Origin of the sequence: Pseudomonas sp. H1h (assembly GCF_000633255.1) — a bacterium.
Lineage (GTDB): Bacteria > Pseudomonadota > Gammaproteobacteria > Pseudomonadales > Pseudomonadaceae > Aquipseudomonas.
In genome coordinates this window covers 153244-168671 of sequence record NZ_AYMJ01000014.1, presented here as the reverse complement: position 1 = coordinate 168671, position 15428 = coordinate 153244, and the positions used below count along the sequence as shown (strand labels likewise).

Here is a 15428-nt window from a genome sequence, read left to right as displayed (position 1 = left end):
ATGCTATTGCAACAATCGGCATTTGATTCGTGCTTTTTGATCAAATGTATTTTGCGCCGGCGCGGCTTATTCCGCGCGAGATGGGTGGTTAACCTGCCGCCATTCCTTTTCCCATCTTCCTCCAGCCCCAGGCTGCACCGAGGCGTTCTCATGAAAAAAGTGTTGTTGCTCAATGGTGGCAAAAAATTCGCCCACTCCGACGGTCGTTACAACGCCACCCTGCACGAAACCGCGCTGAGCGTGCTCGATCGTGGCGGCGTTGATGTCAAAACCACCTTCATCGACGAGGGCTACGACGTCGCTGAAGAAGTCGCCAAGTTCCTCTGGGCCGACGTGATCATTTATCAGATGCCAGGCTGGTGGATGGGCGCGCCGTGGACGGTGAAAAAGTACCTCGACGAGGTCTTCACCGAAGGCCACGGCAGCCTCTACGCCAGCGATGGTCGTACCCGTTCCGACTCGTCGCAGAAGTACGGCAGCGGCGGCCTGATCCAGGGTAAGCAATACATGCTGTCGCTGACCTGGAATGCGCCGCAACAAGCCTTCGATGACCCGACAGACTTTTTCGAGGCCAAGGGTGTGGACGCGGTGTATTTCCCGTTCCACAAGGCCAACGAGTTCCTCGGCATGAGCGGTTTGCCGACGTTCCTCTGTGTGGATGTGATGAAGCGTCCGAACATCGAGAACGATGTGGCGCGCTATGAGCAGCATCTGAAAGAGGTGTTCGGCCTCAAGGCTTGAAGTGATTCAAGCTACTATCGAATAGCTTCGACAAATCCTGTGGCGAAAGAGCTTGCTCGCGCTGGAGTGCGCAGCGCGCCCCTACGTTTGAGGTAAAGCGGGGGCAGCTCCCTCACCACAATGAATATGCATTCGATTAGAGAATATCCGTGAAAGCCAGATCCGATGAGTTGCAGATTTTCGTCTGCGTGATCGAGTGCGGTTCTATTTCCGCTGCCGCCGAGCAGGTCGGGCAGACGCCGTCGGCGGTCAGCCGCACGTTGTCGCGGCTGGAAGCCAAACTCGACACCACGCTGATCAACCGCACCACACGGCGCATGGACCTGACCGAAGAGGGCAAGTATTTCTTCGAGCAGGCCAAGCTGATTCTCGATCAGATGGACGCGCTCGAAGAGCGTCTGTCGTCACGCCAGCAAACCCCGTCCGGACGCCTGCGGATCAACGCCGCATCGCCCTTCATGCTGCACGCCATCGTGCCGTACATCGACGAGTTCAGGCGGCTATATCCGGACATCCAGCTTGAACTCAACAGCAATGACCTGATCATTGACCTGCTGGAACAAAGCACCGACGTCGCCATCCGCATCGGCACCCTTGCCGACTCGACGTTGCATGCGCGGTCACTGGGTTGCAGTCCGCTGCTGATCGTCGCCAGTCCGGCGTATCTGCACAAGCACGGTGCGCCGCAGCAAGTCGCGCAGCTGAGCGAACACACCCTGCTCGGTTTCACCCACAACGAAGGCCTCAACCAGTGGCCGCTGCGTTACGTGCACGGTGACCGCTGGCCGATCACCCCGGCGATCAGCGCCTCCAGTGGCGAGACCGTGCGCCATCTGGCGCTGGAAGGGCAGGGTATCGCCTGCCTGTCGCATTTCATGACCATCGATGACATCCGCGCCGGACGCCTCAAGGTGCTGCTGGCGGAGTTCAACAGCGGGTATCGCCAGCCGATCAACGCCGTTTACTACCGTAACTCGCAACTGGCGCTGCGCATTCAGTGCTTCCTCGACTTCATCCAGAGCAAACTCGCGGCTTACGCCAGCGCTGATTTCAAGGGTTGATTCGTGACCTCTGCGCAATAGTGAATTGGGTGAGGACGGGTTTTTCCACTCGGGTCAGCGGTCGATACTCGCTGCATCACTTACTCACGCAGGGAGTTTCTTCATGAACGTATTCATCACCGGCGCCGCCGGATTCATCGGCGGCTCGATCGCCACCGGTCTGGTCCAGGCCGGGCACAATGTCACGGGCCTGGTGCGCAGCGCCGAGCAGGCTGATGAACTCAAGGCATTGGGCATCAACGCAGTGATTGGCACTCTCGAAGACAGTGCGCTGCTGGCCGATCAGGCCCGCGCCGCTGATGCGGTGATCAATGCTGCGAGCAGTGACCATCGCGGTGCGGTCGAAGCGTTGCTCGATGCCCTGCGCGGTTCGAACAAGGTGTTCCTGCACACCAGCGGTTCGAGCATCGTCGGCGATGCGTCGGGCGGCAAGTCCAGCGACGTCATCTACTACGAAGACAATCTGCCGGAGCCGACTGTCGACAAGGCTGCCCGCGTCGCGATCGACAACCTGATCCTCGCAGCGGCGAAGGACGGGGTGAACTCGGCGGTGATCTGCAACACCCTGATCTACGGCCACAGCCTGGGTGTGCATCGCGACAGCGTGCAGTTGCCGCGTTTGCTGAAGCAGGCACGTAAAAGCGGTGTGGTGCGCCACGTCGGCACTGGGCAGAACATATGGTCCAACGTTCACATCGAAGACGTCGTCGCGCTGTATTTGCTGGCGCTGACCAGGAACATACCGGGCACCTTCTACTTCGTCGAAAGCGGCGAAGCCTCGTTCATCGACATGACCACCGCTATGGCCCAAGCCTTGAACCTCGGCGAGCCACTAGACTGGCCGCTCAAAGACGCCGAAGCCGAATGGGGCTACGAAATGGCCAACTACGGTCTGGGCTCCAACAGCCGTGTACGCGGCAAACACGCCCGTGAACTGCTGGGCTGGGCGCCGAAGCGCACGTCGGTGGTGGATTGGATTCGTAACGAAATGGTGTAACTCATCGAACACCCAACACCTGTAGGAGCGAGCCTGCTCGCGAAAGCGCTGGGTCAGTCGACAGAAATGTTGAATGTATCGGCCCCTTCGCGAGCAAGCCCGCTCCCACAGTTTGACCGCATCTTGACTGACGAAATGCAATCAACCTGTGGGAGCGAGCCTGCTCGCGAAAGCGCTGGGTCAGTTGGTAGAAATGTTGAATGTATCGGCCCCTGCGCGAGCAAGCCCGCTCCCACAGTTAGACCGCATCTTGACTGACAGAATGCAATCAACCTGTGGGAGCGAGCCTGCTCGCGAAAGCGCTGGGTCAGTTGACAGAAATGTTGAATGTATCGGCCCCTTCGCGAGCAAGCCCGCTCCCACAGTTTGACCGCATCTTGACTGACGGAATGCAATCAACCTGTGGGAGTGAGCCTGCTCGCGAAAGCGCTGGGTCAGTTGGTAGAAATGTTGAATGTATCGGCCCCTTCGCGAGCAAGCCCGCTCCCACAGTTTGACCGCATCTTGACTGACGGAATGCAATCAACCTGTGGGAGCGAGCCTGCTCGCGAAAGCGCTGGATCAGTTGGTAGAAATGTTGAATGTATCGGCCCTTTCGCGAGCAAGCCCGCTCCCACAGGTTGATTTGTGTTTGCCTGAGCGGGATGTAAATCCAGCCCCACGATTTTCATTAATCGCGACAAGACATACCCATCAGCGACACGCCTTACCTCTCCACGAAAATTACTTTCATGCGGTTTGAAAACTCGATCTCGAAATGATTTATGAGTTTCACAACCCATTCGAACGTGACCCTTTCGAGGAGTACCGCATGACGCCTTCCTTCGGCTATTGGCTGTTGGTTTATGCCGCCGTCGCCATCATCGCGCTGATCGTGTTGATCGCTCGTTACCGCCTCAACCCGTTCATTGTCATCACCCTGATTTCCATTGGTCTGGCGTTGGTGGCGGGGATGCCGCCGTCAGGTGTCGTGGGGGCGTATGAGGCCGGGGTGGGCAAGACGCTGGGGCATATTGCACTGGTGGTGGCGCTGGGAACGATGCTCGGCAAGATGATGGCCGAGTCCGGCGGCGCGGAGCAGATGGCGCGCACGCTGATCGCCAGGTTCGGCGAGAAGAATGCACACTGGGCGATGGTCTGCATCGCGTTTCTGGTCGGCTTGCCGCTGTTCTTCGAAGTCGGTTTTGTGTTGCTGGTGCCGATCGCCTTCACCGTGGCGCGGCGGGTGGGCGTGTCGATTCTGATGGTCGGTTTGCCGATGGTCGCCGGCCTGTCAGTGGTGCATGCGCTGGTGCCACCGCATCCGGCGGCGATGCTCGCGGTGCAGGCCTATCAGGCATCGGTCGGGCAGACCTTGCTGTATGCGATTGCCATCGGTATTCCGACGGCGATCATCGCAGGCCCCCTGTACGCCAGGTTCATCGTGCCGCGTATTCAGTTGCCGGCGAATAACCCGCTGGAAAAGCAGTTCCTCGACCGCGAACCCCGCGACAAACTGCCGGGGTTCGGCGTCACCATGGCGACCATTCTGTTGCCGGTGGTGCTGATGCTGATGGGGGGCTGGGCCAACCTGATATCCACGCCGGGCAGCGGCTTCAACCAGTTTCTGTTGTTCATCGGCAACTCGGTGATTGCTCTGTTGCTGGCGACGCTGTTGAGTTTCTGGACGCTGGGCATCGCCCAGGGTTTCAACCGTGAATCGATCCTCAAGTTCACCAACGAGTGCCTGGCACCAACCGCCAGCATCACCTTGCTGGTGGGCGCCGGCGGTGGTCTGAACCGGATTCTGGTGGACGCCGGTGTCACCGATCAGATCGTCGGCCTGGCCCACGAATTTCACCTGTCGCCGCTGATCATGGGCTGGCTGTTCGCTGCGTTGATGAGGGTCGCCACCGGTTCGGCAACCGTGGCGATGACCACCGCTTCGGGCGTGGTTGCGCCGGTGGCCATTGGTCTGGGTTATCCACACCCGGAGCTGTTGGTGCTGGCGACCGGTGCAGGGTCGGTTATCTTTTCCCACGTCAACGACGGCGGCTTCTGGTTGATCAAGGAATACTTCAACATGACGGTCGCGCAGACGTTCAAGACCTGGACCGTGCTCGAGACGCTGATCTCGCTGGTCGCTTTCGGTCTGACCGTCGGCCTTTCATACCTGTTGTAACCGGAGCCAGTCGCCATGGACATCCTTTATCAGATCCGCGCCCGTCAGGACTCCTTCAGCGCCGGCGAAGGGCGTATCGCCCGGCTGATGCTCGACGATGTCGGTTTTGCCGCTTCGGCCAGCCTTGAAGATCTGGCGCAACGGGCCGAAGTCAGCACCGCCACGCTATCGCGTTTTGCTCGTACGGTGGGCTGCCGCGACCTGCGTGATCTGCGCCTGCAACTGGCTCAGGCCAGCGGCGTCGGCAGCCGTTTTCTCGACCCGGCGGGCAAGCCTGAGCAGTCAGCGTTTTACGGGCAGATTGTCGGTGATATCGAAACCACCCTGCGTCAGCATCTGGCCGGGTTCGACGAATCACGCTTCGCCGACGCGGTGAAATTGCTCGGCCAGGCGCGGATGATTCATGCGTTCGGCATGGGCGGTTGCTCGACCCTGTGCAGTGACGAGTTGCAGGTACGGCTGGTGCGCCTCGGCTACCCGATTGCGGTGTGCCACGACGCGGTGATGATGCGCGTCACCGCCGCCAGCCTGAATGCCGAACAAGTGGTGATCGTCTGCTCGCTGACCGGCATCACCCCGGAGTTGCTGGAAACCGTCGAGCTGGCGCGCAACTACGGCGCCCGCATCCTTGCCATCACCCGCGCCGATTCGCCGCTGGCCGAACTGGCCGACATCGTCCTGCCGCTGCAAGGCGCGGAAACCTCGTTCATCTACAAACCGACCGCGGCGCGCTACGGCATGCTGCTCGCCATCGACGTGCTCGCCACCGAGCTGGCGCTGGCCAACCCTGAAGACAATCAAGAGCGTCTGCGGCGGATCAAACTCGCCCTCGACGAATACCGTGGCGGCGACGATCACCTGCCGCTGGGAGACTGACATGCTGTACGACACGCTGATTCGCAACGCCCTGATCATCGATGGCAGCAACACGCCCGGTTACCGCGCCGATGTGGCGATTTTCAATGGCCGCATCGAGCGCATTGGCGACCTGCAGGATGCTCGTGCCACTGAGGAAATCGACGCCGCCGGTCGCGTGCTGGCGCCGGGTTTCATTGATGTGCACACCCACGATGACACCGTGGTTATCCGCCAACCCGAAATGCTGCCCAAGCTCAGTCAAGGCGTGACCACGGTGATTGTCGGCAACTGCGGGATCAGTGCGTCGCCGGTGACGTTGAAGGGCAATCCGCCGGATCCGATGAACCTGCTAGGTACGGCGGCCGCGTTCGTTTACCCGCGTTTCAGCGATTACCGCGCGGCGGTCGAAGCGGCGAAGACCACGCTGAACGTCGCCGCGCTTGTCGGTCACACAGCGCTGCGCAGCAATCACCTCGACGACTTGTTCCGCAGCGCCACGCCAGACGAGATCGGCGCGATGCGTGAGCAATTGCGCGAAAGCCTTGAAGCGGGTGCGCTCGGGTTATCCACAGGGCTGGCGTACGCCAGCGCGTTCAATGCTTCCACTGATGAAGTGAAACAATTGACCGAAGAGCTGACCGCGTTCGGTGCGGTGTACACCACGCACCTGCGCAGTGAGTTCGAACCGGTGCTGGAGGCGATGGAGGAGGCGTTCAGCATCGGACGCCATTCACGGTCTCCGGTGATCATTTCCCACCTCAAATGTGCCGGTGTCGGTAACTGGGGGCGTAGTCCGCAATTGTTGGCGTCGCTGGAAGAAGCAGCGAAAACCCAGCACGTGGGTTGCGATTGTTATCCCTACGCGGCGAGCTCGTCGACGCTGGATCTGAAGCAAGTCACCGATGCCCACCGCATCACCATCACCTGGTCGACGCCGCACCCGCACGTCAGCGGGCGCGACCTGATCGACATCGCCGCCGAATGGAACGTGCCCCTGCTCGAAGCGGCCAAACGCCTGCAACCCGCTGGCGCGGTGTACTACGGCATGGACGAGGCGGATGTCCGAAAAATCCTCGCGCATCCATTGTCGATGGTCGGTTCTGACGGACTGCCGGAAGACCCGTTCCCGCATCCACGCCTGTGGGGCGCTTTCCCACGGGTACTCGGACACTTCAGTCGCGATGTCGGGCTGTTTCCGCTGCACACGGCGGTACACAAAATGACCGGGCTGTCGGCGGCGCGTTTCGGTTTGACGGAGCGCGGCGAGATTCGTGAAGGTTATTGGGCCGATTTGGTGTTGTTTGACCCAGCGACCGTGCGTGATGTGGCGGATTTCAATGACCCGCAGCGGGCGGCGCAGGGCATCGATGGCGTGTGGATCAACGGTGTGTTGAGCTATCGCGACGGCCAGGCGAATGGCTGCCGGGAAGGGCGGTTTCTGGCGCGGCAGGGTGATTTGCGCAACAACTTTCGCTGACATTTCGCGGAGTGCGTCACAGTGATGGCACATTGCAATTAAAGAAAGCCATCGCCAAGCCGAATTGCTGACATCCAGCCCAGCTACACTCTTGGGCCAAACAGTCAGGGAGCACCCCATGAGCTTCGGTAAAACCACCCCGATCCTGCGGATCTTCGATGAAGCCAAGGCGTTGGAATTCTACGTTGACTTCCTCGGCTTCAAGGTCGATTGGCAGCACCGTTTCGAGGCCAATTTCCCGTTGTATCTGCAGGTGTCGCGTGGCGAGTGCGTGTTGCATTTGTCCGAGCATCATGGCGATGCAACGCCGGGTTCGGCGTTGCGCATCGAGACCGATGAGCTGGAGGCGTTTCAGCAGCAGCTGGTGGCCAAGGATTACAAGTTCTCGCACCCGGGGATTCAGGCGATGCCATGGGGCAGTCAGGACATGACGATCACGGATCCGTTCGGCAATCGGCTGGTGTTTACCAACGCGATCAGTCTCTGAATCGAGCTGAACAAGTCGCGGCCCAGTCAGCGCGATTTATCTGTGGGACGTTGTGCGGCTGCTGACGCCTTCGCGAGCAAGCCCGCTCCCACATTGGATCGTCAGCGAACATGGATTTTGTGTACGACATAAATTCCCTGTGGGAGCGGGCTTGCTCGCGAAGAGGCCGGCACCATCACCCGCGATGCGTCTGCCGAAACTCCCCCGGCGGCATCCCGCGCCGGCTCTTGAACGTGCGGTGAAACGACCTCGGCTCGGTAAACCCCAGATACTGCGCAATGTCTTGAATCGGCAGTGTGCTGTTCAACAGGTAATGCTCGGCCAACTCCTGACGCAGGTCATCGAGAATCTGCTGATACGACGTCCCCGCCTGATGCAACTGGCGCTGCAACGTACGCACCGACACCGCCAGTTGCTCGGCCACCTGTTCCTTGCGCGGCAAGCCTTCCTTGAGCAACTGGCGCAGGATGCTTTTGACCCTCTGCTCCAACGATGCGTCCTCCAGCGTCGCCATCAGGCCCATCGCGTGTTCTTCCAGGGTGCGCAGCAATTGCGCATCGGCCTGGCGCAACGGCAATTGCAGGTACGGCAGCGGCACGATCAGCGCTGAATACGGCTGCTCGAACAGCACCGGGCAATCGAAAAACCGTTCGTACTGCGCCTGCGTGGTATCCACCGGACGCGGGTGTTCCAGCCACACGGCGGCGGGCGACATCTGCGTGTCGGCGATCCAGCGTGCATATTGCAGCCATGATCCGAGGACGTTTTCCACCAGATGCCGACGGATCCGCGGGCGCTCGTAGCGGCAGCTCCAGATCAGATGCACGTGACCGTCCTGCACCTCGGCGCGGCTGACGCCCATGTCCCCCACCAGTTTTTCGAACGGCATGATCCGGCTCATGGCATCGCCCAGAGTTGCGCAGTTCATGGTGATGTAACCGAGCACACTCCAGGAATTGGGCAAGACGAAGTTCGCGGCATTGAGGCCGAACAGCGGATCGCCCGAGTGCTCGCAGAAGTAATCGAGCAGGCGTTCATGGGTTTCGCCCGGCAGACGCAGGCTGTTGTCACTCAGTTGCTGCGCCTGCAATCCGGCCGCCGCCAACGCGGGCTCGATGGCCATGCCCAGTTGTTCGGCATGGCGCACGTATTTGAGCAGCGGCGGAACGGAGGTGAAGCCGAGCGATTGCATGATCCAAATCCCTTGATCAAGGCCTGCATGAGCGAATGAATGCCTGAAAGGTAATTTGAAACCACGGCTAAAGTAAATGGCTGGCACTTGCGCGACGTTTGACTCAATTGGCTACTCGAACTGGCCGGATGCGACCGTGACACTTTTCGGCCGCTGACTAGTATGGAGGCCTGCCACATCACTGATCAGACTGCATAAGAAGGACACACGCATGCGACGCTGGAACGGCTGGGGAGATGCAACCACGGTGGTCGAACTGCCGGCCCAGGGCGCGAGTTTTCTCCATGAACGGTTGGGGGGCGGGCGCGCGCTGCCTGATGCCACGCTGGAAGAGGCATTGGCGCGGGTGCCGGTCTCGCGGCTGGGGCAGCACGCCTTGTACAGCGTCGACGCCCATGACCGTCTGTTGCATGCGCGGGGCCAGAGCCTGCCGGACTGGCTGGCACTGCGCGAAGGCGTGCCGGGCAACTATCCCGACGCGGTGGCGTTTCCCGAAACGACTGAGCAGGTCCGCCAATTACTGGCGCTCGCCCATGAGCAGGACCTGTGCCTGATTCCCTACGGCGGCGGCACCTCGGTGGCCGGGCACATCAACCCGCCGGATTCGGCGCGGCCGGTGGTGACGGTGTCGCTGGCGCGGATGAATCGCCTGACCGACCTCGACGAGGCCAGCCAATTGGCGACGTTTGGCCCCGGCGCCAGTGGCCCGCAAGTCGAAAGTCAACTGCGCGCCAAGGGTTACACGCTCGGGCATTTCCCGCAGTCGTGGGAACTGTCGACGCTCGGCGGTTGGGTCGCCAGTCGCTCCAGTGGTCAGCAGTCGTTGCGCTACGGGCGCATCGAGCAATTGTTCGCCGGCGGCACGCTGGAAACCTTCGCCGGCCCCTTGGAAATCCCGACCTTTCCGGCTTCGGCGGCGGGGCCTGATCTGCGTGAAGTGGTGCTCGGTTGTGAAGGCCGTTTCGGGATCATTTCCGAGGTCAAGGTGCGGGTCAGTCCGCTGCCCGCCGATGAGCGTTTCTACGGCGTGTTCCTGCCCGGTTGGAGCAAGGCGCTGCAAGCGATCCGCCAGTTGGCGCAGGCGCGGGTACCGCTGTCGATGCTGCGTCTGTCGAATGCAGTGGAGACTGAAACTCAGCTGGCGCTGGCCGGCCATCCGCAGCAGATCGCCTGGCTGGAAAAGTATCTGAGCCTGCGCGGCGCCGGTGAGGGCAAGTGCCTGCTGACCTTCGGCGTGACCGGCAATCGTCGGCAGAACGCGCTGTCATTGACGCAAGCCCGGCAGCATCTGAAAGCCTTTGGCGGCGTGTTCACCGGCACTTTGCTTGGCAAGAAGTGGGCGCAGAACCGCTTCCGTTTCCCCTACCTGCGCGAGAACCTGTGGAACGCCGGTTACGTGGTCGACACCCTCGAAACCGCCACCGACTGGAGCAACGTCGACCACCTGCTCAACCTGATTGAAAACAGCCTGCGCGATGCCTTGGCCGCCGAAGGCGAACGCGTGCACGTGTTCACCCATCTGTCCCACGTCTACGGCGAAGGTTCGAGCATCTACACCACCTACGTGTTTCGCCCGGCGGCGGACTATCCCGCGACGCTAGCCCGCTGGAAGGCCCTCAAGCATGCGGCCAGCCAGACCATCGTCGACAACCACGGCACCATCAGTCACCAGCATGGTGTCGGCAAGGATCACGCGCCGTATCTGCTGCGCGAAAAAGGTGCGCTGGCGATGGACACTTTGCAGGCGCTGAGCAAGCACTTCGATCCGGCCGGGCGCCTCAATCCCGGCACGCTGTTGCCGGAGTGACCACCATGAATCCTGACTGGAACGCCGCGTGGCGCGAGCAAATTCTGCCAACGTTGGGCGCCGAAACCTGGGACCTGATCGTGATTGGCGGCGGTATCAGCGGTGCCGGCATCCTGCGCGAAGCTGCGCGGCGTGGCTGGCGCTGCCTGTTGCTGGAACAACGGGATTTCGCCTGGGGCACCTCCAGTCGATCGTCGAAAATGGTCCATGGCGGTTTGCGCTACATCGCCAAGGGCCAGTGGCGCCTGACCCGCGACTCGGTGCGCGAACGTCAACGCCTGCTCGACGAAGCGCCGGGACTGGTGGAACCGATGAGTTTCATGATGCCGCACTATCGCGGCGGCTTTCCCGGGCCGCGTGTGCTCGGTGGCTTGTTGTCGGTTTACGACGCGTTGGCCGGACGGCGCAGCCATCGTTTTCATGACGCGCAACAACTGCGTTTTATGGCGCCGGGGGTCAAGGAAGACAACCTGCTCGGCGGCACCTGTTTTGTCGATGCGCTGACCGATGATGCACGGCTGGTGATGCGCGTGCTGAGCGAAGCGCGGGCCGATGGCGCGGTGGTGCTCAACGGGGTGCGCGTTGAACAGTTGCGGCGCGAAGACAGGCGCGTGTGCGGGGTGCAGATCGAGGACTGCGAAGCCGGTGGATCGCTGCAATTGCGCTGCGGCGTGCTGGCGGTGGCGACCGGTGCGTGGGCCGAACGCCTGCGCTTGCCTGAGTCGCCGCGACAACTGCGGCCATTGCGTGGCAGCCATCTGCTGCTGCCGGGCTGGCGCTTGCCGGTGGCGCAGGCGTTTACCTTTCTGCATGAGCGGGATCGGCGGCCGGTGTTCGTTTTCCCTTGGGAAGGGGCGACAGTGGTCGGCACTACGGATCTCGATCACCGCGAGAATCTGGATCAGAGTGCGAGCATCAGCGCAGAAGAACTGGACTATCTGCTCGCCGCTTGCCAGCAACAATTTCCCGGAGCCGAAGTGAGCGCTGCCGATGTGCTGTCGACCTGGTCGGGCGTACGCCCGGTGGTGGGCAGCGCGGCGGGTGAGCAGCAAGGCAAGCCGTCGAACGAAACCCGTGAACATGTGCTGTGGCAGGAGCCGGGTTGCGTGACCCTGGCCGGCGGCAAACTGACGACCTTTCGCCCGCAAGCCATCGAAGTGCTCAAGGCTTGTGCCGGCATGCTCGGCCGTCATTTCGAGGATGATGCGGCGCCGGTGTTCGCTGGCGTTGCGCCGCTGAGCATTCCCGGACTCAGCCCTCAGCAATGGCGACGCCTGGCCGGACGACATGGCCGTGACCTGCCGAGGCTGGCGCAACTGATCGCCGAGTTGGGCCACGATACCGTCGGCCACACCGACACTTTGTGGGCAGAACTGGCCTTTGCCTGTGAAGCGGAAATGGTCCTGCACCTCGATGATCTGCTGTTGCGTCGCACCCGTCTGGGTCTGTTGCTGGCGCGCGGTAGCGAAGATCACTTCGCAGCCATCCGCCAACTCTGCCAGCCACGGCTGGGCTGGGACGATGCACACTGGCAGCAAGAGCTGCAGCGTTACCGGGCGTTGTGGCAACGCCATCACGGTTTGCCGGATGCCACGCCTTGATGCCCCTTGAAGAGAGCTCCATGGATAACCACCCGAACAAGCGTTACCTGCTGGCGATCGACAATGGCACTCAGAGCGTGCGCGCGCTGCTCTTCGATTTGCAGGGTAATCTGCTCGGCAAAGGCAAGGTCGAGTTGCAGGCCTATTACTCGACGCAGCCGGGTTGGGCCGAGCAGGATCCGGAATATTACTGGGCGAAACTCGGCGAGGCCTGTCAGCAGGTGTGGGCGCAAACCGGGATTGATCGCGCGCAGATTGCCGGGGTGTCGCTGACCACTCAACGCGGCACGGTGATCAATGTCGATGCCGAGGGCACGCCGTTGCGTCCGGCGATTCTGTGGCTAGATCAGCGCCAGAGCGAAGTCGAAGGCGGGATCAAGGGGCCGTGGGGCTGGCTGTTCAAACTGGTCGGCGCGCAGGCCACGGTGGATTATTTTCGCGCCCAGGCCGAGGCCAACTGGATCGCGCGACATCAGCCTGAGGTATGGGCGGCGACCGACAAGTTTTTGCTGCTCTCAGGGTTTCTCACCCATCGTCTGTGCGGACGCTTTGTCGATTCGGTGGGGTGTTGCGTCGGCTACTTGCCGTTCGATTTCAAACGCCTGAAATGGGCCGCGCCGAGTGACTGGAAATGGCAGGCGCTGGCGGTGCGTCCCGAGCAGTTGCCGAGCCTGCACAAGCCCGGTGAAACCCTTGGCTACATTACCGCGCAGGCCAGCCGCCACACCGGGATTCCCGAAGGGTTGCCGCTGATTGCGGCGGGCGCCGACAAGGCTTGCGAAGTGGTCGGTTCCGGCGTAGTCGATGGGGGCACCGTGTGCCTGTCCTACGGCACCACGGCGACGATCACCAGCACCCGCTCGCGCTATCTGGAAATCGTCCCGCTGATTCCGCCGTATCCGTCGGCGGTGCCGGATCAGTACAACTGCGAGGTGATGATTTATCGCGGTTACTGGATGGTCAGCTGGTTCAAGAACGAGTTCGGCTTGCGTGAGATGCAGCAGGCGAAAGAGCAGGGCATTGAACCCGAGCAACTGTTCGATGCACTGGTCGAGGCAGTACCGCCAGGGTCGATGGGCCTGATGCTGCAACCCTACTGGTCGCCGGGGATTCGTGAGCCGGGCGTGGAAGCCAAGGGCGCGATGATCGGCTTTGGCGATGTGCACACCCGCGCACACATTTACCGGGCGATTCTGGAAGGACTGGCGTATGCGTTGCGTCAGGGCATGGAGAAGATCGAGAAGCGCTCGAAAGTGTCGATCAAGCGTCTGCGGGTGGCGGGCGGCGGCTCGCAGAGCGATGCGGCGATGCAGCTCACGGCGAATATTTTCGGCCTGCCGGCGGAGCGTCCGCATGTGTATGAGGCGTCGGGGCTGGGCGCGGCGATCTGCTGTGCGGTGGGGTTGGGGGTGTACGCGGATTTCCCCAGCGCGATCGCGGCGATGACTCGAGTCGGCGCGGTGTTCACCCCTCAACCCGAGGCGCAAAAAATCTACGAGCAGCTGTACAAAGACGTCTACCTGCGCATGTACCGCCAGCTCAAACCGTTGTACCAGAGCATCCGCAAGATCACCGGTTACCCCGCTTGACAAAACACCACGCAGTTCCTTGTGGGAGCGGGCACAGTGGTGTCTTTCGGATCGAGGCGTGGCGCTATCGGAGACTTTTTCTGGTGAGATTGGACAGTGCCAGCGCCGGGGGTGGTTGTTAGGCTCAACCCCTACAGCACATCCAATAAGAACTAAAAGCAATGAAGCTGACATTTCTCCTGTTGCTGCTTTGTGCAGTGGCCCCGACGGCGTGGGGCTGGTCGAACCACACGGTGGGCAGCTATCTGGCGTTGCAGGAACTGCCGGCCTTGCGTGATGCGCCGCCGGTAGAGGTTGAGCCGCTGGAGCGGTTTCTGGCCGAGCAGTATCCGGCCGTGGTGGCGCTGCTGGAGCAGCAGGAAAGCTTCGCCCGTGAGCACTTCGCCCAGTACCCGCCGCGCCCCGACAATCTGAAGTTGCCCGCCGTGCCAGGTGACAATCTGCGCCACGACTTTCTCACTGCGTTGCGGCTCAATCCGCGCATTTATCTGGCGATGGTCATTCAGCCGCTGCCGGGTCAAGACATGCCCGAGCGCGAACATCTCAGTGCCGATCAGGTGATGGTCGAGCAGACGCTTTCGCCATGGAATCGTCAGCGTTTTATTCGCGTGGTGGACGGCGAAAAAGTCGCGGCGCTGGCGGTATTGGCGAGTGCCGCCGATGAGCCGGACTACGGCCACGACATCAACCTGTTCAGTGACAACCCCGGCGAGGTCGGCGCGCTGTACGGCTTCGGCGCGCAGCCGTTTGGCGATGCGCGTTTTCAGTACAGCTCGCAGGCGCCGTTCCACATGGGCTTTTTCCATGAGAGCCCGGTGGTGTATGCAGCCGCCGGATTTCTTCAGCGCAGTTGGCCCGACTGGCGTGCCTATCAGTACATGGGCCTGGCGCGACTGGCCTTTGCCACGGGTCATCCCTACTGGGGCTACCGCTTTCTTGGTTGGGGCGTGCACCACGTGCAGGACCTCACTCAGCCCTATCACGCCAAGCCATTGCCCGGGGTCGAGCTGCCCAGCCTGTTGTTGCTGGAAGGCAAGGCGCTGGCCGGTTTTGCGGATGACAAACAAGCCTCCATCGAACGCGTCGCCACCCGCCACATGGAAATCGAGAAGTACCAGGCGACCTGGCTGCGGCGCCTGCTACGAGCCGGTCAGCCGCATCCGATGCTCGCTGCCTACGCCGATGTGGCGCAGGACAAAAGGTATCCGCCGTACTCGGTGGACTACTTGCGCGACGTGGTCAGCGCCGAGTCGGTCGACGACGCCGCCGCGTTTGATGCAGCCATCGGTCAATGGCTGGAGACGGCGCCTGTGACCAGCGATTTCAGCAGCGGCAATCAGTTGCAGCGCGAGTCGTTCGAGCATCCGGCGCTCAATCAGCGGTTGTTCAGATTGCTCGGGCATTTCGGCGCACACAGCCGGATGTATGTGAGCGCCGGACTGGCGCCCCGGCCATAG

12 protein-coding genes are annotated in these 15428 nt (G+C 61.6%); 11 read left to right on the top strand and 1 reads right to left on the bottom strand.

Annotated features, from left to right (window positions below):
- Positions 1–150: 150 nt before the first annotated feature.
- The 7 genes from U862_RS0111500 to U862_RS0111470 all read left to right on the top strand — a co-directional run bounded on the left by U862_RS0111500 (position 151) and on the right by U862_RS0111470 (position 7782).
- Positions 151–741: an NAD(P)H-dependent oxidoreductase gene (locus U862_RS0111500; RefSeq protein WP_025110536.1), complete on the top strand. Its 591-nt coding sequence runs from the start codon at positions 151–153 to the stop codon at positions 739–741.
- Positions 742–890: 149 nt separating this feature from the next.
- Positions 891–1802 (top strand): LysR family transcriptional regulator, encoded by a 912-nt coding sequence (locus U862_RS0111495; protein WP_025110535.1) that lies wholly within the window; start codon positions 891–893, stop codon positions 1800–1802.
- A gap of 103 nt (positions 1803–1905) precedes the next feature.
- The gene (locus U862_RS0111490) at positions 1906–2799 is read left to right on the top strand and encodes an NAD-dependent epimerase/dehydratase family protein (protein ID WP_025110534.1); all 894 of its coding nucleotides are present in this window, start codon (positions 1906–1908) and stop codon (positions 2797–2799) included.
- A gap of 811 nt (positions 2800–3610) precedes the next feature.
- Positions 3611–4960 carry a GntP family permease gene (locus tag U862_RS0111485; protein WP_025110533.1) on the top strand — a complete coding sequence of 450 codons (1350 nt, stop codon included), beginning with the start codon at positions 3611–3613 and terminating at the stop codon, positions 4958–4960.
- Between the two features lie 15 nt (positions 4961–4975).
- Positions 4976–5836, top strand: a complete 861-nt coding sequence (locus U862_RS0111480; RefSeq protein ID WP_025110532.1) for a MurR/RpiR family transcriptional regulator — start codon at positions 4976–4978, stop codon at positions 5834–5836.
- 1 nt (position 5837) lies between these two features.
- Positions 5838–7295, top strand: a complete 1458-nt coding sequence (locus tag U862_RS0111475) for an amidohydrolase family protein (protein WP_025110531.1) — start codon at positions 5838–5840, stop codon at positions 7293–7295.
- Between the two features lie 118 nt (positions 7296–7413).
- Positions 7414–7782 (top strand): glyoxalase superfamily protein, encoded by a 369-nt coding sequence (locus tag U862_RS0111470; RefSeq protein ID WP_025110530.1) that lies wholly within the window; start codon positions 7414–7416, stop codon positions 7780–7782.
- Positions 7783–7957: 175 nt separating this feature from the next.
- Here the strand turns inward: U862_RS0111470 and U862_RS0111465 are convergent, their stop codons facing one another.
- Complete coding sequence (locus tag U862_RS0111465) at positions 7958–8974, bottom strand: AraC family transcriptional regulator (protein ID WP_025110529.1); 1017 nt, start codon at positions 8972–8974, stop codon at positions 7958–7960.
- Positions 8975–9185: 211 nt separating this feature from the next.
- Between U862_RS0111465 and U862_RS0111460 the strand changes: the two genes are divergently transcribed.
- The 4 genes from U862_RS0111460 to U862_RS0111445 all read left to right on the top strand — a co-directional run bounded on the left by U862_RS0111460 (position 9186) and on the right by U862_RS0111445 (position 15428).
- Complete coding sequence (locus U862_RS0111460; RefSeq protein ID WP_025110528.1) at positions 9186–10781, top strand: FAD-binding oxidoreductase; 1596 nt, start codon at positions 9186–9188, stop codon at positions 10779–10781.
- Positions 10782–10786: 5 nt separating this feature from the next.
- Positions 10787–12382: a glycerol-3-phosphate dehydrogenase/oxidase gene (locus U862_RS0111455; RefSeq protein ID WP_025110527.1), complete on the top strand. Its 1596-nt coding sequence runs from the start codon at positions 10787–10789 to the stop codon at positions 12380–12382.
- A gap of 20 nt (positions 12383–12402) precedes the next feature.
- A complete protein-coding gene (locus tag U862_RS0111450; protein ID WP_029977620.1) occupies positions 12403–13971 on the top strand; it encodes an FGGY-family carbohydrate kinase in 1569 nt (522 codons plus the stop codon).
- Between the two features lie 161 nt (positions 13972–14132).
- Complete coding sequence (locus U862_RS0111445; protein WP_025110525.1) at positions 14133–15428, top strand: phospholipase; 1296 nt, start codon at positions 14133–14135, stop codon at positions 15426–15428.

Bases quoted from the DNA above. Each gene is read 5' to 3' on its own strand.
- U862_RS0111500 (WP_025110536.1), top strand. From the start codon at position 151: ATGAAAAAAGTGTTGTTGCTCAATGGTGGCAAAAAATTCGCCCACTCC.
- U862_RS0111490 (WP_025110534.1), top strand. From the start codon at position 1,906: ATGAACGTATTCATCACCGGCGCCGCCGGATTCATCGGCGGCTCGATC.
- U862_RS0111485 (WP_025110533.1), top strand. From the start codon at position 3,611: ATGACGCCTTCCTTCGGCTATTGGCTGTTGGTTTATGCCGCCGTCGCC.
- U862_RS0111480 (WP_025110532.1), top strand. From the start codon at position 4,976: ATGGACATCCTTTATCAGATCCGCGCCCGTCAGGACTCCTTCAGCGCC.
- U862_RS0111475 (WP_025110531.1), top strand. From the start codon at position 5,838: ATGCTGTACGACACGCTGATTCGCAACGCCCTGATCATCGATGGCAGC.
- U862_RS0111470 (WP_025110530.1), top strand. From the start codon at position 7,414: ATGAGCTTCGGTAAAACCACCCCGATCCTGCGGATCTTCGATGAAGCC.
- U862_RS0111465 (WP_025110529.1), bottom strand. From the start codon at position 8,974: ATGCAATCGCTCGGCTTCACCTCCGTTCCGCCGCTGCTCAAATACGTG.
- U862_RS0111460 (WP_025110528.1), top strand. From the start codon at position 9,186: ATGCGACGCTGGAACGGCTGGGGAGATGCAACCACGGTGGTCGAACTG.
- U862_RS0111455 (WP_025110527.1), top strand. From the start codon at position 10,787: ATGAATCCTGACTGGAACGCCGCGTGGCGCGAGCAAATTCTGCCAACG.
- U862_RS0111450 (WP_029977620.1), top strand. From the start codon at position 12,403: ATGGATAACCACCCGAACAAGCGTTACCTGCTGGCGATCGACAATGGC.
- U862_RS0111445 (WP_025110525.1), top strand. From the start codon at position 14,133: ATGAAGCTGACATTTCTCCTGTTGCTGCTTTGTGCAGTGGCCCCGACG.